This is a genomic window from Gottfriedia acidiceleris (assembly GCF_002128425.1).
GTDB classification, from domain to species: Bacteria; Bacillota; Bacilli; order Bacillales; family Bacillaceae_G; genus Gottfriedia; species Gottfriedia acidiceleris.
Map to the genome: position 1 here is coordinate 1 of NZ_NESS01000026.1, position 21,179 is coordinate 21,179.

24 protein-coding genes are annotated in these 21,179 nt (G+C 32.1%); 20 read left to right on the plus strand and 4 right to left on the minus strand.

Features of this window, described 5'->3' with window-relative positions:
- Positions 1–276: 276 nt before the first annotated feature.
- On the plus strand, positions 277–1,275 hold the full coding sequence (yutH, locus tag B6K90_RS22520) for a spore coat putative kinase YutH (RefSeq protein ID WP_088014976.1): 999 nt from the start codon (positions 277–279) through the stop codon (positions 1,273–1,275).
- 42 nt (positions 1,276–1,317) lie between these two features.
- On the opposite strand, the gene B6K90_RS22525 is transcribed toward yutH, so the two are convergent.
- Positions 1,318–1,545: a NifU family protein gene (locus B6K90_RS22525; RefSeq protein WP_025671774.1), complete on the minus strand. Its 228-nt coding sequence runs from the start codon at positions 1,543–1,545 to the stop codon at positions 1,318–1,320.
- A gap of 122 nt (positions 1,546–1,667) precedes the next feature.
- On the opposite strand from B6K90_RS22525, the gene B6K90_RS22530 reads away from it, so the two are divergent.
- The 3 genes from B6K90_RS22530 (at position 1,668) to B6K90_RS22540 (ending at position 3,771) form a co-directional block, all read left to right on the plus strand.
- The gene (locus B6K90_RS22530; protein WP_088014955.1) at positions 1,668–1,970 is read left to right on the plus strand and encodes a DUF1462 family protein; all 303 of its coding nucleotides are present in this window, start codon (positions 1,668–1,670) and stop codon (positions 1,968–1,970) included.
- Positions 1,971–2,370: 400 nt separating this feature from the next.
- The gene (locus B6K90_RS22535) at positions 2,371–2,790 is read left to right on the plus strand and encodes an NfeD family protein (RefSeq protein WP_088014956.1); all 420 of its coding nucleotides are present in this window, start codon (positions 2,371–2,373) and stop codon (positions 2,788–2,790) included.
- Positions 2,791–2,805: 15 nt separating this feature from the next.
- Positions 2,806–3,771: an SPFH domain-containing protein gene (locus B6K90_RS22540; RefSeq protein WP_212667555.1), complete on the plus strand. Its 966-nt coding sequence runs from the start codon at positions 2,806–2,808 to the stop codon at positions 3,769–3,771.
- 53 nt (positions 3,772–3,824) lie between these two features.
- On the opposite strand, the gene B6K90_RS22545 is transcribed toward B6K90_RS22540, so the two are convergent.
- Positions 3,825–4,892, minus strand: a complete 1,068-nt coding sequence (locus B6K90_RS22545; RefSeq protein WP_088014957.1) for an NAD(P)/FAD-dependent oxidoreductase — start codon at positions 4,890–4,892, stop codon at positions 3,825–3,827.
- Positions 4,893–5,088: 196 nt separating this feature from the next.
- Between B6K90_RS22545 and B6K90_RS22550 the strand changes: the two genes are divergently transcribed.
- From B6K90_RS22550 to B6K90_RS22560, 3 genes are all read left to right on the plus strand, one after another.
- On the plus strand, positions 5,089–5,325 hold the full coding sequence (locus tag B6K90_RS22550; protein ID WP_056468696.1) for a YuzB family protein: 237 nt from the start codon (positions 5,089–5,091) through the stop codon (positions 5,323–5,325).
- A 312-nt stretch (positions 5,326–5,637) separates the two neighbouring features.
- On the plus strand, positions 5,638–6,492 hold the full coding sequence (gene dapF, locus B6K90_RS22555; protein ID WP_088014958.1) for a diaminopimelate epimerase: 855 nt from the start codon (positions 5,638–5,640) through the stop codon (positions 6,490–6,492).
- A 17-nt stretch (positions 6,493–6,509) separates the two neighbouring features.
- Positions 6,510–6,863 carry a HesB/IscA family protein gene (locus B6K90_RS22560; protein WP_088014959.1) on the plus strand — a complete coding sequence of 118 codons (354 nt, stop codon included), beginning with the start codon at positions 6,510–6,512 and terminating at the stop codon, positions 6,861–6,863.
- Positions 6,864–7,233: 370 nt separating this feature from the next.
- Here the strand turns inward: B6K90_RS22560 and B6K90_RS22565 are convergent, their stop codons facing one another.
- Entirely contained in the window at positions 7,234–8,223 is a 990-nt protein-coding gene (locus B6K90_RS22565) for an NAD(P)/FAD-dependent oxidoreductase (protein WP_139840783.1), read from the minus strand.
- 412 nt (positions 8,224–8,635) lie between these two features.
- Here B6K90_RS22565 and B6K90_RS22570 point away from each other — a divergent pair, with 412 nt between their 5' ends.
- The 7 genes from B6K90_RS22570 (at position 8,636) to B6K90_RS22600 (ending at position 13,637) form a co-directional block, all read left to right on the plus strand.
- Complete coding sequence (locus B6K90_RS22570) at positions 8,636–9,853, plus strand: NAD(P)/FAD-dependent oxidoreductase (RefSeq protein ID WP_114346954.1); 1,218 nt, start codon at positions 8,636–8,638, stop codon at positions 9,851–9,853.
- Between the two features lie 111 nt (positions 9,854–9,964).
- The gene (locus B6K90_RS22575) at positions 9,965–10,444 is read left to right on the plus strand and encodes an NUDIX domain-containing protein (RefSeq protein WP_088014961.1); all 480 of its coding nucleotides are present in this window, start codon (positions 9,965–9,967) and stop codon (positions 10,442–10,444) included.
- Positions 10,445–10,538: 94 nt separating this feature from the next.
- Entirely contained in the window at positions 10,539–10,856 is a 318-nt protein-coding gene (locus B6K90_RS22580; protein ID WP_088014979.1) for a YuiB family protein, read from the plus strand.
- Between the two features lie 210 nt (positions 10,857–11,066).
- Positions 11,067–11,717 (plus strand): 3D domain-containing protein, encoded by a 651-nt coding sequence (locus tag B6K90_RS22585; RefSeq protein ID WP_407920548.1) that lies wholly within the window; start codon positions 11,067–11,069, stop codon positions 11,715–11,717.
- A 3-nt stretch (positions 11,718–11,720) separates the two neighbouring features.
- Positions 11,721–12,182 (plus strand): SRPBCC family protein, encoded by a 462-nt coding sequence (locus B6K90_RS22590; protein ID WP_088014962.1) that lies wholly within the window; start codon positions 11,721–11,723, stop codon positions 12,180–12,182.
- Between the two features lie 219 nt (positions 12,183–12,401).
- Complete coding sequence (locus tag B6K90_RS22595) at positions 12,402–12,788, plus strand: PaaI family thioesterase (protein WP_025671788.1); 387 nt, start codon at positions 12,402–12,404, stop codon at positions 12,786–12,788.
- Positions 12,789–13,079: 291 nt separating this feature from the next.
- Positions 13,080–13,637 (plus strand): DUF5366 family protein, encoded by a 558-nt coding sequence (locus B6K90_RS22600; protein ID WP_088014963.1) that lies wholly within the window; start codon positions 13,080–13,082, stop codon positions 13,635–13,637.
- Positions 13,638–13,846: 209 nt separating this feature from the next.
- On the opposite strand, the gene B6K90_RS22605 is transcribed toward B6K90_RS22600, so the two are convergent.
- Positions 13,847–15,718 (minus strand): transglycosylase domain-containing protein, encoded by a 1,872-nt coding sequence (locus B6K90_RS22605; protein WP_088014964.1) that lies wholly within the window; start codon positions 15,716–15,718, stop codon positions 13,847–13,849.
- 241 nt (positions 15,719–15,959) lie between these two features.
- On the opposite strand from B6K90_RS22605, the gene kapD reads away from it, so the two are divergent.
- The 6 genes from kapD to B6K90_RS22635 all read left to right on the plus strand — a co-directional run bounded on the left by kapD (position 15,960) and on the right by B6K90_RS22635 (position 21,134).
- The gene (gene kapD / locus B6K90_RS22610; protein WP_088014965.1) at positions 15,960–16,580 is read left to right on the plus strand and encodes a 3'-5' exonuclease KapD; all 621 of its coding nucleotides are present in this window, start codon (positions 15,960–15,962) and stop codon (positions 16,578–16,580) included.
- Between the two features lie 246 nt (positions 16,581–16,826).
- Complete coding sequence (locus B6K90_RS22615) at positions 16,827–17,009, plus strand: hypothetical protein (protein ID WP_088014966.1); 183 nt, start codon at positions 16,827–16,829, stop codon at positions 17,007–17,009.
- Positions 17,010–17,222: 213 nt separating this feature from the next.
- A complete protein-coding gene (locus B6K90_RS22620) occupies positions 17,223–17,969 on the plus strand; it encodes a FixH family protein (RefSeq protein WP_088014967.1) in 747 nt (248 codons plus the stop codon).
- A gap of 111 nt (positions 17,970–18,080) precedes the next feature.
- Complete coding sequence (locus B6K90_RS22625) at positions 18,081–19,067, plus strand: YncE family protein (RefSeq protein WP_088014968.1); 987 nt, start codon at positions 18,081–18,083, stop codon at positions 19,065–19,067.
- Positions 19,060–19,734 carry a response regulator transcription factor gene (locus tag B6K90_RS22630; protein ID WP_088014969.1) on the plus strand — a complete coding sequence of 225 codons (675 nt, stop codon included), beginning with the start codon at positions 19,060–19,062 and terminating at the stop codon, positions 19,732–19,734. Before B6K90_RS22625 ends, B6K90_RS22630 begins: the two co-directional genes overlap by 8 nt.
- Positions 19,731–21,134, plus strand: a complete 1,404-nt coding sequence (locus tag B6K90_RS22635; protein ID WP_088014970.1) for a sensor histidine kinase — start codon at positions 19,731–19,733, stop codon at positions 21,132–21,134. The genes B6K90_RS22630 and B6K90_RS22635 overlap by 4 nt, the downstream gene beginning before the upstream one ends.
- Positions 21,135–21,179: the final 45 nt, after the last annotated feature.

The window sequence follows — 21,179 nt, forward strand, 5'->3', positions numbered from 1 at the left end:
TAGTTCCAGCGGGTAGCCCCTCGAGGTCATAATTCAAAGTCCAATAAAAGTAAAAAGCAACTTTTCTTGGCCTTTGTCTTATGCTTGTCGGGGCTGACCAACCCGCTTCCACATTTCATATATACTACGTCATTCTCTCCCTTTTTGTGTATGGCCATTCGGGGTTATATATGGAAAGTGAAAAAGTATGGTACAGGTTTTTGGATTTGTGACATATATATTAAATAAGTAGGTATAAGAAGGATGTGAGTGATGATGTTTATTCGCAACCAAAACATCATTCAAGACATGTTTACTCATTATCAAATTCAACCAGCTGAATTACTTCAAGTTCAGTCATATTACATGTTTTGGCAGCGGAATAGGGTGTATTTTCTTGCACCCATTGGAAATTTAAAAGAAGATGATTTGCAAGAAATGAAGAGTTTAAGTGATTTTATGAGCTCAACCGGAGATCAATCGGTCGCAACTTTCGTTCAAAATGTTCAAGGTTACTATGTGAGTAAGATTGATGGAAATAATTATTCTTTATTTAAGAGTAACAGACAAAATGAACGTAGTAATAATTACGGTGAAGAACTAGCAATATTTCATTTAAGAGGGAAAAAATATTCAGATGAATTGAAAAGATTAAATAGGATCGGGAAATGGAAGAATTTATGGGAAAAACGTTTAGAGCAATTAGAAAGATTTTGGCAAAGTAAAGTGAATAGTCATCCTGAAAATTTTTTCGAACAAATATTTATTGAATCTTTTCCCTATTATCTCGGTATGACTGAAAATGCGATTCAGTATGTTGTAGATACTGAACTAGATGATACTCCTCAAATTGTTGATGCAGCAACAATTTGTCATCAAAAAATGACTGAACGAAGACTGAAAGAAATTCATTTTGCGAAAGTACCTATTGAATGGATTTATGATCATCCAAGCAGAGATCTTGCTGAATGGGTTAGGGATGAATATTTAGAGAATCACGATAATTATCAAAAGAAAATCCTCTCATTTTTTTATGGTTATGAGAAGAAAAGTCCATTATCTACTTTTGCTTGGCGTTTGTTATTCGCAAGACTTCTTTTTCCAGTACATTATTTTGAAACAATTGAAGGATATTATTTGGCAAGGAGCGATGCGGATCGGAAAAGGTATGAGCGTAAGTTGGTTAATTATCTTGAAAATACTAGTGAGTTTGAAGTTTTTTTAGGTGGTTTTTATGATTTAATCGGACTACCAACTGCTAAGTTAGGGATCCGCGAAATTAAATGGCTAAAATAAAAGAGAGGGGTTTATACCCTCTCTTTTAGTATTGAAACTATATTAGAATACTTGCTCTACCTCAATTACACCAGGTACTTCTTCTAATAAAGCTCGCTCAATACCAGCTTTTAAAGTAATAGTTGAACTTGGGCAGCTACCACATGCACCTAAAAGGCGTAGTTTAACAATTCCATCCTCAATATCAACTAAATCAACGTCTCCACCATCGCGTAGTAAAAACGGTCTTAATTTATCTAAAACTTCTTGTACTTGTTCTTTCATGTCCATTCATATCGACTCCTTTCACTAATTTTATTATAATCAGTTAAGAGGAAAAAATCTATTACAGAGTACTTTGTGTGTTTGAAATTATTTTGGGACACACATTTATTGTATGCTAGGAGGAGAAAATGAGTAATAAAATTTTAGTGGAAGTTTTTGGAGCTGAAGTAATTTGTGCAAGTTGTGTAGGAATGCCATCATCAATTGAAACTTTTGAATGGCTTCAAGCTGCACTTCAAAGAAAATATCCTGACTTAGCATTTGATTTCCAATACATTGATATATTTAATGTAGAGAATAACGATAAAGAAGATTTCGCAGAACGAGTTAGAAATGATGAATTTTTCTATCCTGTAGTATTAGTGAATGGAAATGTTGTTGGTGAAGGTAATCCAAAATTAAAAGATGTTTATAACGCAATTGAACAATAATGATTTTTACAACTCCTTACAAAAATATAAGGGGTTCAGACTGTTGACAAGCGCTCGCTTTCTTCGTTGCTTCGTCTGCCTGCGCGGTGCTCATTACCTTCTAGGGTAACTCCGCTCCTCACCAGTCTCCGCGCCTTGAAAGACAAATGCTTTGCTTACAATCAGTCTGAAAATCAAGCTTTTAGTACTTTGTCTACACACTTAACCCTTTACAAAAATGTAAGGGTTTTTTTATTGATTAATATTCCTAAGAATTGAGTAATTGAATCTTTTCTAAAATTAAAAAGTTTTAATAAAATTCATTATTTAATGTAAAAAGCTGAAATTTACATGATAGAATAGAAGTGTAAAATAAATTACAATTTTTGGCATATATATAGAACTGGGGAGGAGGGGTGGAATGGTTGCGATCAGTTTATTTGTAATTGGAGTTATATTAATTATTATCGAAATGTTTTCATTAACCTTTGTATTCCTATGGATTGGTATTGCGAGCATTCTAGCATCAGTTGTAAATTATTTAACAGGATCAAACACCTTTACTTTTATCGTTTTTATTATTAGTGCATTAATTTTATGGCTTAGTACAAAGAAATTTGCAAAAAGAATCCACAAGCATAAAACGATTGAAAATGGCGTGTATGCATTAATTGGTAAAGAGGTCGTTGTAGCTTCTGTTGAAATAAATGATGATACAGTTGGTACGACTAAAGTTTATGGTGACGAATGGACAATCCGTTCTACAGAATCGTTAGTTTTAAATGAAAAGGTAATTGTAACAAAAATAGAAGGTGCAACTTTATACGTGACAAATAACTAATTGAGGAGAAGTGCTATGTCTGATGTAAGTTCTATGGTTGGTCCAATTATTATTGGTATTATTGTTTTATTTGTTGTGTTACTTTTGTTATCAAGTATTCGTATTGTAAGACAATCTGAAGTATATCTAGTAGAACGATTAGGGAAATTCCATCGTAAATTAGAGAGTGGAATCCACGTTGTAATGCCATTTGTTGAACGCGTAGCTAGTAAAAAAACATTGCGTGAGACTGTGGTAGATTTTCCACCACAATCAATGATTACAAAAGATAATGTTAGTATCCAAGTAGACTCAGTTGTCTTTTATCAAGTAACTGATGTTGTGCGACATGAATACGAAATTGCTAATCCACTGTCTGCTATTTCGAATTTGACTGCTACTACTTTACGTAACTTAATAGGGGAATTAGATTTAGATGAAACTTTAACAAGTCGTGATACAGTTAATAATAAACTACGTGCAATTCTTGACCAAGCAACCGATAAATGGGGAATGAAAGTTAATCGTGTAGAGATCCGAAATATTATTCCACCTATTGATATACAAAATGCGATGGAGAGACAAATGCAAGCAGAACGTACACGTCGTGAAAAAGTATTAAATGCACAAGGTGAAAAGGAATCAAAAATTCTGAAAGCAGAAGGAGAAAAGCAATCAAGAATTCTTGAAGCAGAAGGAGAACGTTTAAGCCAAGTTGAAAAAGCTCGAGGAGATAAAGATTCTCAAGTTTTACGTGCTGAAGGGGAAGCAGAAGCAATCATTAAACTTGCTGAAGCGAAAGCTAGAGGGGAACAACTTGTGTTAGATGTTTGGAGAAATGCACAGCCAACTAAAGAAATGGTTCAATTGCGTTCAATGGAAGCTTTAGAAAAAGTAGCTTACGGTCATGCATCAAAACTTGTTATACCAACAGATGCTACAAAGCTTTTAGGAATGGTTGAAAGTGTAAAAGAAGTTATTAAACCTGACACAACAGAATAATAAAAAAAGCCCCTTATCAATTTGTTAAGGGGCTTTCAGTATTTAAGTAATCATCAACCATTGTGATATTTATACATCCATAAGATTCCAGACTTAATTAATCTTGGAACACGACCGATTAGTGGGCGTTCATTAAATAGTCCAAAACCATGTTTTTTACCTAATGAGCCCATAATACCTTTTAATTTTATTTTAGGCATTACTTCTGGAAGGTCTTCACCTTTCCATTTTTTTTGTAAAATCATAACGATTTGTTCTGCTTGAGCTTCTGCAAGCTGTGCAGAAGGTGCATATGGTAATGATGCACAATCTCCCACTACGTAAACATGCTCGTCGTTTGGCATGTGATGATATTTCGTTACGACGATTCTTCCTGTATTGTCTTTTTCAACGTCTAAATTGCGGACAACTTCAACTGGTTGAATTCCAGCCGTCCAAATAACAGCGTCACAATGAATCTCATCATCATGATTAAATAAAGTATTTTTCTCAACTTTTGTAATGTTTGAATTGCTAATAATTTTAACATCGTGCTCAATAAACCAGTTTTGTACATAATAACTAAGTTTTTCTGGAAACATTGATAAAATTCGGCTTCCACGATCAAAAAGTAAGATTTGTAAATCGCTTCTACTTTCTCTTAGTTCACTTGCTACTTCTACACCACTTAAACCAGCACCTACAACACCGATTACTGAATTAGGAGGTAGACTGTTTACATTTTCATAAGCGTTTCTTGTTTTTTCAATTGTTTGAATACTGTACGTGTGTTCCGGTGCACCAGGTACATTATGGTACTTATCCTCACAACCTAAACCAATAATTAAATCATCGTAAGAAACTGATTTCCCATTGCTTAATTCTACTTTCTTGTTTGCCGTATCAATTGTAGTAATATCTCCATATACAACCTTTAATTTCTCATGAGTTGGTAATGGTATTCTAATATGTTGCTCTGGAACCGTACCTGCAACTAAAGCATAATACTCAGTTTTAAAGCAGTGAAAAGAATTTCGATCGATCAATGTGATATGAACGTCCTCAGGCAAATCAGATGATAATAGACGTGACAAAGCACGAATATTTCCATATCCGGCACCTAGTAATACGAGGTTTTTCATAGTTCCTGTTCCCCTTTTGTTTTATTAGCGTTGAATGAAAAAATTTTTCTATTTTTCGACAATTATATTATATATATTTTATGTTAAAATAACAACGTCTAACTCGGTAAAATAAAGCTCACTCCATTTATTGTCAAAAGGATTGACGTTTTTTAAAAAAAAGAGTAACTTTATGAGGAGCAAGGAGTGAAAAATAGTGAGACCATTAGTCGAATTTTGTATAAAAAACCTAGCAGACGGTGCACAAAAAGCTTTAGAACAGCTTGAACGTGATCCTAATCTAGACATACTAGAATATGGCTGCCTTGGATATTGTGGAAAATGTAGTCTATCACTTTTTGCACTAGTTGAAGGGGAAGTAGTAACTGGAGAAACGGCCACCGAGCTAGTAGATAATATTTATATTTTCTTAGAAGAAAATATGTTAATATAAGAAGCGCTGTTAATAATTAACAGTGCTTTTTCTATTTTTCGAGCTATTTTAACAATATTATCCAAACTTTCTTTCTTATAATCCGCCTTAAATCCTTCGATAATTCACGATTTAAAAAACATTCCAATAGATTAATTACAATAACCAATATTATTTTTATTAATTTTAAAAATTAAATGCAAAAAAAATGAGCATTCACCTAAGTGAAGCTCTTAAAATGTTTCTATATCGAGAAACGGGGGATGTTCTTATTGTGCTCAATTCATTTAAATTTTATACTTGTATTAATAAAAAAAGTAAGGAGTCATGAAAATGGATTCTTTTCGTTATACAAAAATGCATGGATTAGGAAATAACTATATTTATGTAAATATGTTTGAAGAAAAGCTAAGAGAAGATGAGCTTTCTAAAGTTGCAGTTGAAGTATCGAATATTAATACTGGTATTGGTAGTGATGGAATGATATTAATCTGTCCATCAGAAGTTGCAGATGTAAAAATGCGAGTTTTTAATAATGATGGATCAGAAGCTAAAAATTGTGGTAATGGTCTAAGATGTGTAGCAAAATATGCATTTGAACATGGAATTGCAAATAATACTTCATTTAAAATTGAAACGATAAGTACAATCGTTGAAGCAACAGTACATGTTGAAAATAATATTGTTAATCAAGTAACAGTAAATATGGGTAAACCTATATTCCAAAGATCACAAATACCAATGATAGGCGATGACCAGGAATATGCAAAGGACAGAATTTTATTTGAAGAAAAAAGCTATGAATTTACAGGTGTTTCCATGGGAAATCCACATGCTGTTTTTGAAGTAAGTGACATAAAAAAAGCACCATTAACAACTTTAGGTCCAATTGTTGAAAAACATGAATTATTTCCTGAAAGCGTAAATGTTGAATTTATCGAATGTTTACCGCATAATGAGATAAATTTCGTTGTATGGGAGCGAGGTTCAGGTGTAACTCAAGCATGTGGTACAGGAGCTTGTGCTGCAGCAGTTGCTATGATACAAGAAGGTAAATATAAACGAGATGAACCAATAACTGTTCACCTGCAAGGTGGAGATTTACAAATTACTTGGTCTACTGATGGGGATGTATGGATGAAAGGCCCAGCAGTCACAATAACAGAAGGCATATACTATATATACTAAAAAGAGGAGTGAAATAAATGATTACAGTTACTGAACAAGCAGGTTTAAAAATTAAAGAAATGATTGAAAACGAAGAAGACCAAAATACTTTTGTTCGCTTAGGTGTTAAAGGTGGAGGTTGCTCTGGACTTTCATATGGACTTGGTTTCGATCCACAAAAAAAAGATGATGATACGGAATTAGAATATCATGGTATTAAGTTTTTAATTGATAATGAAAGTGCTCCTATTTTAAAAGGGGTTGTTATTGATTTCAAAGAGTCATTACTAGGCGGAGGATTTACAATCGAAAATCCAAATGCAATTGCATCATGTGGATGTGGTTCAAGCTTTAGAACAGCTACGAATGCTGGTACACCTGAAGAGTGTTAATTAAATTGCCTGCCATTAATTACGGTAATTCTGCTCTTCACTAGGCTTGCGTCTTCGAAAGACAAGTGCTTAATCAATTGTAAGAACATTGAATACACGATGAATAGGATACTTTTGTATCCTATTTTTTCTATTAAACAAACTAGGCCAAATTCTTATTTGTTAATATTTTTACAAATTTAGGGTAAATTATTGAATCTTTTTTGAAGTTGTGTACTATTATATAGTGTAGATAAAAATATGAATTGATTTTTTATGAAGTTGGTTGTGAAATGGTTCACGAATTGCGCGATACATTGTTCAACACATCACAAATTGTATTGAAAAAGACTGCCTTTAAAAGACAGTCCTTAAGATTAAAATATTATTTTTAGAACATTGAAGAGCTATGACCTGGTTGTACTTTCGCAGTTGGATCAATATATGTTTTAGCATGATTGATTGCTGTTGGTGCTTCTCCAAACCCAGAAGCAATTAGTTTAACTTTTCCATCATAAGTACAAATATCTCCAGCAGCATAAATACCTGGAATATTTGTTTCCATGCGTGAGTTAACAACAATGTTATTCTTTTCAATGTTTAGGCCCCAGTTTTTAATAGGTCCTAAAGAAGAAACAAAACCGTAGTTTACAATTACATCATCAACTTCAATTTCTTGACGCTCTTCAGTTTTAGCATTTTGAAGAATAACTTTTTCAATACGTTCTTCACCAACGATTGAAACAGGAACCCAAGGAGTTGTTACTTCTACTTTAGAGTTCATTAAGTTTTCAACGCTATGCTCATGAGCTCTAAATTTATCACGGCGATGAACTAGTGTTACTTTTTCAGCGATTGGTTCAAGCATTAATGACCAGTCAACAGCAGAATCTCCGCCACCAAAAACAACAACTCGTTTATCAGCAAATTTATTCATGTCATCTACAAAGTAATGTAAGTTTGATTTTTCAAATTTTTCAGAACGCTCGATTTCAAGTTTACGGGGTTGGAATGCACCATTTCCAGCAGTGATGATAATAGCTTTTGTATAATGCTCGAATCCATCATTACAAACTAAATGGAAAACTCCATCTTCACGCTTAGTAATTGTTTGCACTGATTGTTCTAAACAAACGGTAGGATTAAATTTTTTCATTTGCTCTTTTAAATTATTAATTAACTCTTGGGCACGTACTTTTGGGAAGCCGGCTACATCATAAATGTATTTTTCGGGGTAAAGTGCAGATAATTGCCCACCAAGCTGAGGTAAGCTTTCAATGATTTTTACGCTAGCTTGTCTCATTCCACCATAAAAAGCAGTGAATAAACCAACAGGTCCTCCACCAATAATCGTAATATCATATACTTTTTCGTCTTTCATAAACGGAATATCCCCCTTATGTATAAATGCTTGTCATCTATAATAGAATAATATCATAATTTATACAGTTTAAATGGAAAAAGGTAACTAAATTACAGTAGATATTTCTATATAAAAATGGAGTGTGGATCAAGAAATAATTAATTTAGCTTAATATTTTGAGAATTCTAGCGTTTAGATTATGCTTGAAATCTTATACAAAAAACTTTAATATTGTTATAGGCTAATTGTTAACATTTTGTGACAATTATTACGAAATATTTAGACAAATATCCCTCTATAATAGTTTGCTCACTAATGTACTAAGTTGAATGAATTAGATTGCTCACTATTGAGCACTTAGTTATAAATTTAGAGATAGTATAGCAAATTGTAATTACTTAATATAATTTAAAAGGATGGTATGTATATCATGAACAAGCCTAAGATTGTAATCATTGGAGCTGGGTACGGTGGAATTATTACTGCAACTCGACTTCAAAAAACATTATCTGCAAATGAAGCGGACATTACATTAGTAAATAAAAATAGTTACCACTACCAAACGACTTGGTTACATGAAAATGCAGCAGGTACATTACATCATGACCGTACACGCCTTGATATTAAAGACGTGATTAACCAAAGTAAAGTTAACTTTATCCAAGATACTGTTACTCAAATTAAACCAGAAGAGAAGAAAGTTATTCTTTCTAACGGTGAATTAAACTATGATTATCTAGTAGTTGGACTTGGTTTTGAGTCAGAAACATTTGGAATTAAAGGTTTAAAAGAACATGCTTTCTCAATTGCAAGCATTAATGCTGCTCGTCAAATTCGTGAGCATATTGATTACAGCTTTTCTAAATACCACAACACACCAGCTGAAAAGCGCGATGAGTTATTAACAATTATCGTTGGTGGTGCTGGATTTACTGGTATCGAATTTGTTGGTGAACTTGCAAACCGTGTGCCAGAGTTATGCAAAGAATATGATATCGATCGCGATTTAGTTCGTATTATTTGTGTAGAAGCTGCTCCAATGGTATTACCAGGTTTTGATCCTGAATTAGTTGACTATGCTGTTTCTCAATTAGAGAAAAAAGGTGTAGAATTCAAAATTGGTACAGCTATTAAAGAATGTACTGAAGATGGAATCATCGTTGCAAAAGGTGATGTTGAAGAAAAAATCAACTCTGCAACAGTTGTTTGGGCTGCAGGTGTACGTGGAAATGCATTGGTAGAGCAAGCTGGTTTCGAAGCTATGCGTGGACGTGTAAAAGTTACAAAAGATATGCGTGTTCCTGGATATGATGACGTATTTATCGTTGGTGATTCGGCTTTATTAATTGACGAATCTAGTAACCGTCCATATCCACCAACAGCACAAATTGCAATCCAACAAGGATTTAATGTTGCACACAACTTAGCAGTATTAGTTCGTGGAAAAGGTGAATTAGAAGAGTTCACACCAGACATTAAAGGTACTGTATGTTCATTAGGACATGATGATGCAATTGGTGTAGTTTACGGTAAAAAATTAACTGGTTGGAAAGCTTCATTTATGAAAAAAGTAATTGATAACCGTTACTTATTCTTACTTGGCGGACCAATGTTAGTTCTAAAAAAAGGTAAATTAAACTTTCTATAAACATAATTAGCTCGACTTAAGTCGAGCTTTATTTTTATACAAAAAAATTTGATTATCAGTTAGCTTGACTTAAGTCGGGCTTTTTCTTTGACGTAAAGGTGGTCATAATAGATGAGTAAAAGAAGCAATGTATGGCTAGGAGTAGCTGGTTTAGTGAAAGACTCTAACGGAAGATGGTTAGTTGTAAAGAAAAAATATAGTGGTTTAAAAGGTTTATGGTCATTACCAGCGGGTTTTGTAAAACAAGATGAAACGGTTGACCAAGCAGTATTAAGAGAGATTAAAGAGGAAACGGGCGTAGAAGCTACTTTAATCGGCTTAATAGGTGTTAGAACCGGAGTTATTCGCGAAGAAATTAGTGATAATATGTTAATTTTCTTATTACAGGCAGATGATACAATGATTACGATCCAAGAAGAAGAGTTATCAGATGCACGTTTTATTTCTGAAGAAGACCTTTTAAAGGATCCTACATCTTCATTACTAATTAAATACTTAATAGAAAATCCTCCGAATAAACCATTTGGTGTAGTTAAAGGTTTAAATCCAGGAGATCAATTCCAATATACTACATATCACTTTATTAAATAATTTTTTAATAATTTGAATTTTTTTAAAATTGACGATAAGACAAGAAGGTTTTACACTGTATATAGAAAAAATGTGGGGTGTTTTTTATATGGTGATGAGTATTCCAGTTTTATTAATTTCAATACTGTTATTTTTCGTATTAGCCTTTGGAATCGGTTTCCTAGCTAATATGCTTTTTCGAACAACTTGGTTTATGGTAGTAATCTATCCACTATTGATTGTTATGATTGTGGACAAGATCAGTACGGTAAAATATTTTACTAATACTGCTGCAGCTTTTGAAACATTAAAAACAAACCTAATGGCAGTAGGAACTGGTGATATTGTTATTTTAACAGCTGGTCTAGTAGGAGCAATTATGTCAGGAGTAGTAATCCTTTCATTAAGAAAAAATGGATATCAAATGTTCTAACTTTCTCATGTATGAGAAAGTTTTTTTTTTCACTTTAAGAAAGAATAAATTGCCAGCAAGGATTCTTACTCGACGTGGTTGCCAATTTTAGGAATAAAGTATTAGTGCAACTACGCCTTTGCCTAAAAGGCTCGTCAGTCGACGAGTTTTCTTTAATAATTTTTTTATTTTAGGGAAAGATGAAAAGATGAAAAGGAGTGAAATGATTCATTGGGTATAAATAAAAAATTATTTAGTCGATTTATTTTATCTATTTTATTCATTATTGCTTTGATTTCTTCTTTAAAAATCCTTGCAAATGTTCAAATCGCTACTATAAAAGATTGGTTTAGTGATTCAATTGCAATAAATAACGTATTTGCTGAAGAAAATAAACCGAAGATCACAAACGAAAGCATAATGATTACGATGGCAAAAAACATCGAACATAATACGAATTGGAGTAATTATAAAAAGGTAACAGTTACAGCAACTGGATATACAGCTGGAATAGAATCGACAGGGAAAAGTCCTAAGGACCATTCATATGGAATTACTTATTCAGGTGTGGAAGTAAAGAGGGATTTATTTTCAACGATTGCAGCTGACTTAAACGTATTTCCGATAGGGACGATATTATTTATTCCTGGATATGGTTATGGTGTAGTAGCAGATAAAGGAGCAGCAGTAAGAGGAAATCATTTGGATTTATATTTTCAAACTGTTGGAGATGTGTTTGAGCATTGGGGAAAAAAGAAATTAGCTGTTTATATCATAAAACAAGGGTCAGGAAGATTTACTGAATCAGATCTAAAAGAATTGAATGAACAAAACTCGTTACAAGTATTTAGGCAACAATCTAAGAATCAAATTGGAGAATAGATTATGGAAAAAATAAATTATAGCTTAATCATTAATGCACCGATCGAAGCTGTTTTTGAAGTTGTTGATTCAGATGCGCATATAAAAAATTGGATGGATGGCTTTATAGAGAATAAGTATGACGAAAATTTTAACAGAGAAAATCCAGTTGGTCATAAGTTTAAGCAAAAGTTAGAAGAAGATGGGGAAATTCAAGAATATGATGGGGAAATAATTTCCTATAGCCCTCCAAAAGAATTGGGTGTCCGATTAAAGCATTCTAATTTTACAATCGATGCGTTCTATCGCTTTTTTTCTGTTGACTCAAATCAAACAAGGTTAGATTATGAATGTAGCATGGAAATGTCTTCAGTTGTAGCTAAAATGACGGGATTCATATTCAGTTGGTTCACAAAACGAATTTTAGTAAAACAAATGAGCAGTTTAAAAGAATATGCAGAAAAACGATTTGACGGTGTACTATAAAATCATTCCCCTTGCATTATATAAGCAAGGGGTTTACAACGTTATATAGATATTTATTTTGAATAAAAGGAAATTCTTTTTATTATCTCGAATTTAAAATAAGTAAAATTTTATAATAAAATAAACTTTGTTAAACATAATCTTTAGTTCAAACAAGTTTATGTAAACATTTTTTATTTAATTAAAACAGGAAAGCTTTAATCGAGAGGCGGAGGAGTAATGGAAGAGAAAATGACCTTAATGCATGCTCTAGGCATGACAATAGAGTCTGTTGAAGAAGGCAAAGTAGTAATGAAAATGGAGGTAACTGAAAAAGTACATCAACCGTTTGGTTATTTACACGGCGGAGCTTCGGTTGCTTTAGCTGAAACAGTTGCGAGCGTAGGGACGTTTTCAATGATTGATCAAGAGAATCAACTTGCTTTTGGCCTTGAAATAAACGCAAATCATTTACGTTCAGTTCGTGACGGTGTCGTAACAGCAATCGGAACTGCAGTACATACAGGTAAAACGACAATGGTTTGGGATATAAAAATTTATTCTGAGGATGAGCAGTTAGTTTGTATCTCTAGATGTACAGTTGCGATTAAAGATAAACGAAATTAACTTAAAGAACTGCTAAATTACAATTGTAATTTAGCAGTTTTTTTTGACCGTGGATATTAAACTAATGTCACTTGGTTATTGCACGAGACGGGTTTCTTAAATATTAAAATGTAATATAAAAAGATTATTTCTAAAAAGAAAAAATAGAAACTCATCAATTTTATCTTAAACTTATGGTAAAATAATTAAGTTGTGTATATAAAATTTTCGAAGATAAGTGAGACATCCTCTATTTAAGGATTTTTGAATGAATTGAAAATTTCTTGAGATAGAGAAGAAAGGAGACATTCGATGAAAAATATATATTTCACAGGCTTTAATGCAATTTTATCAATTATTATGTTTACGGTCGCCATTACATTAAACTTCTTTCAAATGACTATAAACTTTTTATCAGTATCTGGTATTCTTCAACCACTTACAGATCTACTTCCAGAGAAGGAAATTAGAATCCTTACATTTCTAGGTATAGCATTTCTTTTCTTTTTAGTTTTGAGTGGATTCAAATTAATTTCTGATATGATCTGGCAATTTGCACTACTTCTATTTTCAAAGGATAATGAAGGCGTAGATTTGTTAGCAACTAAGAAATACTCTTTTGTCTTTTTAATAGGTGGATTAATTGCTATCTTTTTAAATAAATCTTTAGTGTATATTGCTATTATTTTACTATTATCAGTAATTGCATTTTTTATTTTATTTATAATTAAGCAAAAATCTAACTATACAATTGTAGGGATCATTGGTTTTATTATGATTCAATTAATCGTTTGGGGATTAGTAGGAAGCGGAGTAGTATATGGCGTCTTTACAGTTTTAGCTAAATTTAAAACTTCAATGCCATTTTAAAAAAGTAGCACTTTTGAAATAATCAAAAGTGCTACTTTTTTTGCCTTTTGTAAAAGAATGTAAAAGTTGTCTGAAGAACCTTCGCTATCAATTTATAAATCTAAAATAATAGAAAATATTTTTATCTGTTCGATAACTCTTTGAAACATTAAAAAAAGTAGCACTTTGAAATACAACAAAAGTGCTACTTTTTCTAGTTTTGTTTCTGATTAATATAAATGACCATTCACAACGATATTTTGCCAAATCCGTTGAGTAGGTGGATAAGAATAGTTTTTCGGAATTGGAATTCTTTGTTTATCATTACCAATCCACGTACCAATTGTATAATTAGAAGTTAATCCCATGAACCATAGATTCGTATTATCGTTAGTTGTACCTGTTTTACCGCCTATATAGTTTAAAGGCATATAGATATGTCTAGCAGTACCATTTTTTACTACAGAGTTTAACATGCTTCTCATTGTTTCGTTTGTTGATGGATTATATACACGGACTGCTTTTGGTTCTTTTTCGTATAATACTGTGCCATCTCTCAATGTGATTTTTTTAATTGCGCTATTTTCATAGAATACGCCATTGTTTCCAAATGTGGAGTATGCATCTGTCATTTCTAACGGTGACATACCGACATTGAAGCCCCCAAGGGCACGACCAAGCTCTACACGGTCTTCATTTGTAATCGTTCTAAAACCAAACTTATCTAAGTATGAATATCCTACACGTGGTGTAAGTTGCTCATATAATCGAACTGCAGCCGTATTATATGAGTTCTGCATGGCAGTACGTAAAGTTACATCTCCGTATTCTTTCTTACTATCATTTTTAGGACAATAAGTGCCTTTACAGTAGTTATCTGCGTTTACTTTTGTATCTGGAGTCGCACCAAAGGTTTCAATATAAGGTGCATAAACTAGTAATGGTTTAATTGTTGAACCTGGTTGTCTATATGATTGGAATGCTCGATTTAGATTATGGGGTTCATAGTTTCTACCCCCAGAAATTGCAATAATTTCATGTGTATCATTTTTTACTACAACTGCAGCGCCCTGCGTATTTGTTGAGATTGTCCCTCGATTAACTGCGCTGACTGTCGCTTGTTGTACCGATGGATTTAAGCTTGTATAGACTTTTAATCCTTGATTTTGTAAATATAATGCTCTCTCTTGAACAGTTTTTAATTTTTTTAATTCAGTTTGTTGTGCTGCTGATAGCTTGCTAGTATTAAATTTTCCTTTTTTACCAGCTAAAATACTCTTCAGCTCAGAATCTACGTAAGAATAGTAATCAGGATATTCCTGAGTTTTACTGTCTTTCTTTAGCGTAATTTTTTCCTTCATGGCAGCAGTATACTGCTGTTCAGTGATTTTCCCCTGATCTCTAAGTATACCTAAAATTCTTTCTTGACGCTTTTTAGCATTATTAAAGTTTTTCAAAGGATCATATAAAGTTGGGTTATTTGGAATTGTACATACGAAAGCTGTTTGAGCAATACTCAAATCTTTTGCCGATTTGCTAAAATATGCTTTACTTGCAGCTTCAATTCCATAGTTTCGATTTGCAAAATAAATTGTATTAATGTACATTTCTAAAATTTCATCTTTAGAATATTGCTTTTCAAGTTGTAAAGAGATTTGAATCTCTTTTATTTTGCGTTCGACTGTACGTGCTTGAGTTAAATATAAGTTTCTTGCAAGTTGCTGTGTAATTGTGCTAGCTCCCTGTTCTATTCCACTATTCGAAACATTCACCATAAATGCCCTAGCAACTCCAAATAAATCAATACCCTTATGTGAATAAAAATATCGATCTTCGGTAGAAATAAAGATATCTTTTACTAGTTGCGGAATATCACCGCTTTTTAAATTAATTCTATTATCACCAGAAGCAGGAATGTAAAAAGGATTATTATTTCGATCATAAAAAACACTGTTCTGTGATAAAGAAACAACAGGCAGTTCTTCTACCTTCTTTTTGGGAATATGTTTTGAGGTCTCATATGCCATCATAGCTTGCTGAGATGTGAAATAAAAGACAAGAAAGCTTATTATAATAATAATAAATCCAATAATTTTTTTCATAATAGCCCTCTATATACTTTCTATTTTTTAATTCATTTAAAGAACTAATTAAACGAACGATATTATTTTAACACGATTTTTCATCTTAATGGGCATCTTATGTTATTTTTTACACAAATTGGTTGTATTAATAAAATAAGGTATAAAGTTGAAAATAGGAAATTTGTCTTACTTGAATATTCGTTAATCATATAAGACAATAAGTAAAAATCAGAAAATTTATTTTTCTGGAGGTGAGGAAATGAAAGAGCAGTTCCTGTTTATTGATTTTGAATTTACAATGCCCGATGGAAAGTCAAAAGGAATTAAATTTTTTCCGGAAATCATTGAAGTAGGTTTTGTAAGTGTTATTAATGATGAGATTAAACAAACATATTCTTCATTTGTTAAACCGCTGCAGTTTCCAACGTTATCCTCAAGATGCAAAAGGTTTCTAAATATTTCTCAAGAGAATGTTGATCAAGGAATACAGTTAAATGAACTTGGAGAAATATTAAATGAAGCGACAAAAAATTATAGAACTACGGTAATTACTTGGGGCAATATGGACATGAGAGTATTAAAACATAATTGTGAGGCTGCGAATATTTCATTCCCAATTCATGGGGAAGTAAGAGATTTATGTCTTGAGTATAAAACCTTCTTCGGTAATCAAAATCAAACGGGCCTTTGGAACGCAATGAAAGAGTATGGAAAAGATGGAACTGGAAATCACCATAAAGCACTAGATGATGCATTAACAACATATCATATTTATAAATTAGTAGAAAAAGATAAGCAATATATGAAAAAACCTGCACCAGCGACTTTAGGAGACTTAATTGATTTTTCATTATTAAAGAAAAGAATATCTTCTTACTAAAAACCAATTGATTTTAAATCAGTTGGTTTTTTATTTTATAGAAAGAGGAATTTCTCAGTTAAAATCCAAATAATCACTAGAAAGAATTTTATGTATGCTCAATATGTTTTCATTATTTTTTTGTGTTTACGTCTATTTAATATTAACAAGACACAGCTTAATTATCTTTGAAGAATCTTTTGGTCAACATTTTACTTTGATTATTAAAAAATACTTTGTATAATTGGCAATGGGAGTGATGGGACTATGATGGAGTTTTTATATTTTCCTGAAGATAAAACAGAGTATATACCTGCCGTTATTTCATTAATTATTTTTATGATTGGTGCTTTTCTTACTTTTTATTTGATTAAAAGGGCATCGGTGAAAGAAGAAAAGCGTATAACAGAATTAATGGAGTCAAAAGAAAAAAAATCATTACGTGAATAAAATAATTCAAAATGGGGTCTTACTAAGGAAGGTCTCTTTTTTTTTGAGTTACATCACATTTCCATCACATTTTTATGATAGATTATTTTTGTGAATTTTTTAGCTACATTAGTTAATTTCAGATCTACTCCACAAAGTCCGTTTAAACATAATCGTATCGTTGTAAAATTTAAGATCTGTTTAACTTTAGCAGAATCTTAGGAGGTAATACATATGAAAAAGTTTTTAAGTCTATTGATTGTAAGCATTATGATTACTGCTGGATGTTCTAATGAGAAGAAAAAGGAACCCGTAGTTGAAAAACCAGTTGATGTAAATATACTTCTGCCGACATCCGATATTAATTTAAATAAAGAAATTACAATACGTGCTGAAGTAAGTCAAAATAATAAAGCTGTTTCTGACGCAGATGAAGTTCAATTTGAAATTGGTAAAAATGGTGAAGATAGTATTGCCATGCTTGATGCAAAAAATGGTGCAGATGGTATTTATTCGGCTACATACAAATTTACCGATCCAGGAGATTATTATGTAATTGCCCATGTTACAGCAAGGGATCAACATTCAATGCCGAAAAAGGACTTTAAAGTTCAAACTACTACTTCAACTAGTAAGAGTAATGGTGAAAAGAGTGAGCATGAAACTCACAGTGGAGATGATCATCATGGCGATGTAATGATTCATTTAATGGGTACTGAAAATATTGCTGCAAATAAAGAAAATCTCTTTACAATTCATCTTATGAAGAATGATGGAAAGCCGCTTGAAAAAGCGAACGTGCGAATTGAAACATGGAAAGATGAGCATGGAAAGCATGACTATACTGATGCAAAAGAAGTTGCACCAGGTGAATATGAAGTTAAGTATACCTTTAAAGAAAAAGGAACAAATACAGTAAAGGTTCATGTTGAAAAAGATGCGTTACATGATCATACTGAAAAAGAGGTTACAGTAAATTAAATAATAAACGAAGGCTATCCTATCTTTGATGAATATAAGGATAGCTTGTTTTATATAAAAGCTTGAAGTCAAAGGCTACAGACTGATATCGCTTTTATGGGGGTGAATATTTTGAGAAAGATTTCTATCTTCAGCATGATTTTACTTTTCTTATTTTGTACTAGCTGCGTGCCAAATAAAATGTCACATATTAAGGATTCGGAAAATGTTCTTATTTCAGTAAACAAAAAAGTAGGAAGTTTAACTTTCCTAAGTTTAGATGACTTACATAAAGTAACAGATTGGAATTTAAATAGAGATGTAAGCGGAGCAGTATTATTACAGAACGGAGAAGATATTGCGGTATATCATCCATCAGTTCCAAAAATTGATATTTATAATCTCTCGACAGGGGATCATGTCGATAGTTGGGATGCTGGTATTGGTATTACTAATATAATTTCTATAAAGAGTAATCAGGTGATTGCTGTAACGAATGGAAAAAAGAATAACATTACATTTTATAATCTTAAAGGTAAGGTTCTTAAAAAAATTAAAATAGGTAAAAATCCAATTTCTATGGTAGAAGATACGATTCATCATAAGTTATATGTTAGCTTGTTCAATGAGAAAAAAGTGATTGGCATTAACTTGGATAGTTTTAAAATTGAACAAACGATTGAAGTTCCGTACACATCGGTAGGCTTAATTTTAAACAAAGATTCATCTGAACTATTTGTTGGGGGACACGGAAATGGTGAAGAGGAAAATGAGGACGTAAAAGTATATTCAACTATTACTGGTAAGCAACAAAAGTCTCTTCATACTCCTTTAATGCCTATTTCGTTTTTTCAAAATGAAGATGGATTATTTACAATCGCCCATGGCACAAATCAAATTTATAAGCTAAATCCGAATGTGGTTAATCAGACTAAGTTTATTGAAGTTGGATCGAATCCATACACGGCTATTGGATTTAAACATACTGCATATGCAGCTAGTTATGATTTAAACAAGTTGTACCAAATAAATACGACAACGATGAAAATTGAAAAAGAAGTTGCAGTAGGAAGAGGACCTTTTCAATTATTGTTAAGAGAGGGCATTCGTCATGATTGAAAGAAGGATATTGATTGTAGATGATGAACAAGAAATTTGCCAATTGGTTGGAATGTATTTAGAAAATAGTGGATACAGTTGGGACGAAGCTAACAATGGCGAGACCGCATTATATAAAATAAATCAATTAAACTATGATTTATTAATTTTAGATATAATGATGCCTATAATGGATGGATGGACTCTTTGTAAAAAGATTAGAGAAACGTCAAATGTGCCAGTGATTTTCTTAACAGCTAAAGGTGAAGAGTGGGATAAAGTAAATGGATTAAAAATGGGAGCGGATGATTATATCGTTAAACCATTTAGTCCTGGGGAATTAATTGCAAGAGTAGATGCAGTATTAAGAAGAACTAAAAATACAGATTCTTCCGTTTTACAGATTGGCCAAATCAAAATAAATGAAAAATCTAGGAATGCTTTTGTATCGGATAAACCATTATCACTTACTTTAAAAGAATATGATTTGCTTCTCTTCTTTTGTAAGCACCAAGACCATGTTTTTAGCCGCGATCAAATTCTAGAAAAGGTTTGGGGGTTCGATTATTTCGGTACAGCTAGGACTGTTGATACACATATAAAAACATTAAGGATTAAATTAGGGCAGGATGCAGATTATATTTCTACAGTTTGGGGAGTAGGGTATAAATTTGGTATAAACGGATGAGGAAATTAATCTATTCGTTATCGTTTTTACAAAAGCTTTGGCTAACGATTTGTTTAATCGTAATCTGTACAACAATCTTTTTCTTTTTAATGTTTCAATTTGCATATAAGCAATTATATGTTTCATATGTTCGTTCCACTTTAATCCAAGAAGGTACAAGCTTAGTAAAACATTATCATAAAACAAATAATGTTAATGCCTTTTCAGAATTTGTTTCAAAATATGATGCTGTTTCAAATGCTAATGTTTTATTTATTAGTAATCCAAGAGATTTAAGTGCATGTATCCCCTATAATGTAAGCCACGAATCTTTCATCTCTGAAGATGATCGTGAAACATTATTGAAAGGAAAAGTGATTACGAAAACAGGATTTGAAAAAAGATTTAAGCATCAAATAATCGGTGTCGTTGTTCCCGTTGTAAAAAAAGAAAAACTAGAAGGGATTATTTATTTACACTTACCTTTAAGGAGTGTTACTGAATTAATCCAACAATCAAAATGGATTTTTATGATTAGTACATTGTTATTTGCTTTCATTATTCTTTTAATCGGCAGAAGCATAATAAAACAAATGATTAAGCCTTTATCAAGAATGGAGCAAATTTCTTATAAAATGGCAAATGGTGATTATACCGAGCGTATACACTACATTAGTGGGGATGAAATAGGAAAATTAGCTACTGCGTTTAACTCAATGTCTGATTCTTTACAAAAAGAAGATGAAAATAGAAAAGAGTTTTTAGCGAATGTTTCCCATGAACTAAGAACGCCGTTAAGTTATGTTAAAGGATATAGTGAAGCGATTTTAGATGGTGTAATAAAACAAGAACAACAACTAAAATATATTGGCATCATTCAAAAAGAGGCAAGTCGGATGCAAAGATTAGTTAGAGATTTACTTGATTTAGCCACATTAGATGGTCAGCAATTTCCACTTAATCAAGAACCTAATGTAATTGCCCAGCTAATTGAAGATACAATCGAACCATATTCTCAAATACTCATTGAACGTAATATTAAAATTCAAAAGAATTTAGATGAGACAATTATTGCAAATGTAGATCCAGATCGTTTTCAACAAGTAATCCACAATTTACTTGATAACTCAATACGTTACACACCTTCAGGAAAAACAATTTATATTACATTATTTCAAGATAAACAAGTCACTTTGGAAATTTTAGACGAAGGAAAAGGGATCCCTTCAGAAGAGATTTCGCATTTAGGAGAAAGATTTTATCGTGTCGATAAAGCAAGATCAAGAAACGAAGGTGGAACCGGATTAGGCCTTGCGATCGTTAAGCACATTATTGACCAACACAATGGCAAGATAAAATTTATGAATATAGATGGCAAGGGCTTGAAAGTTAGTATTACTTTACCGATATTTGAATTATAAAAAATTTTTAAAGATCATTGGTTTAATAAAAAAAATGAAGAGTCT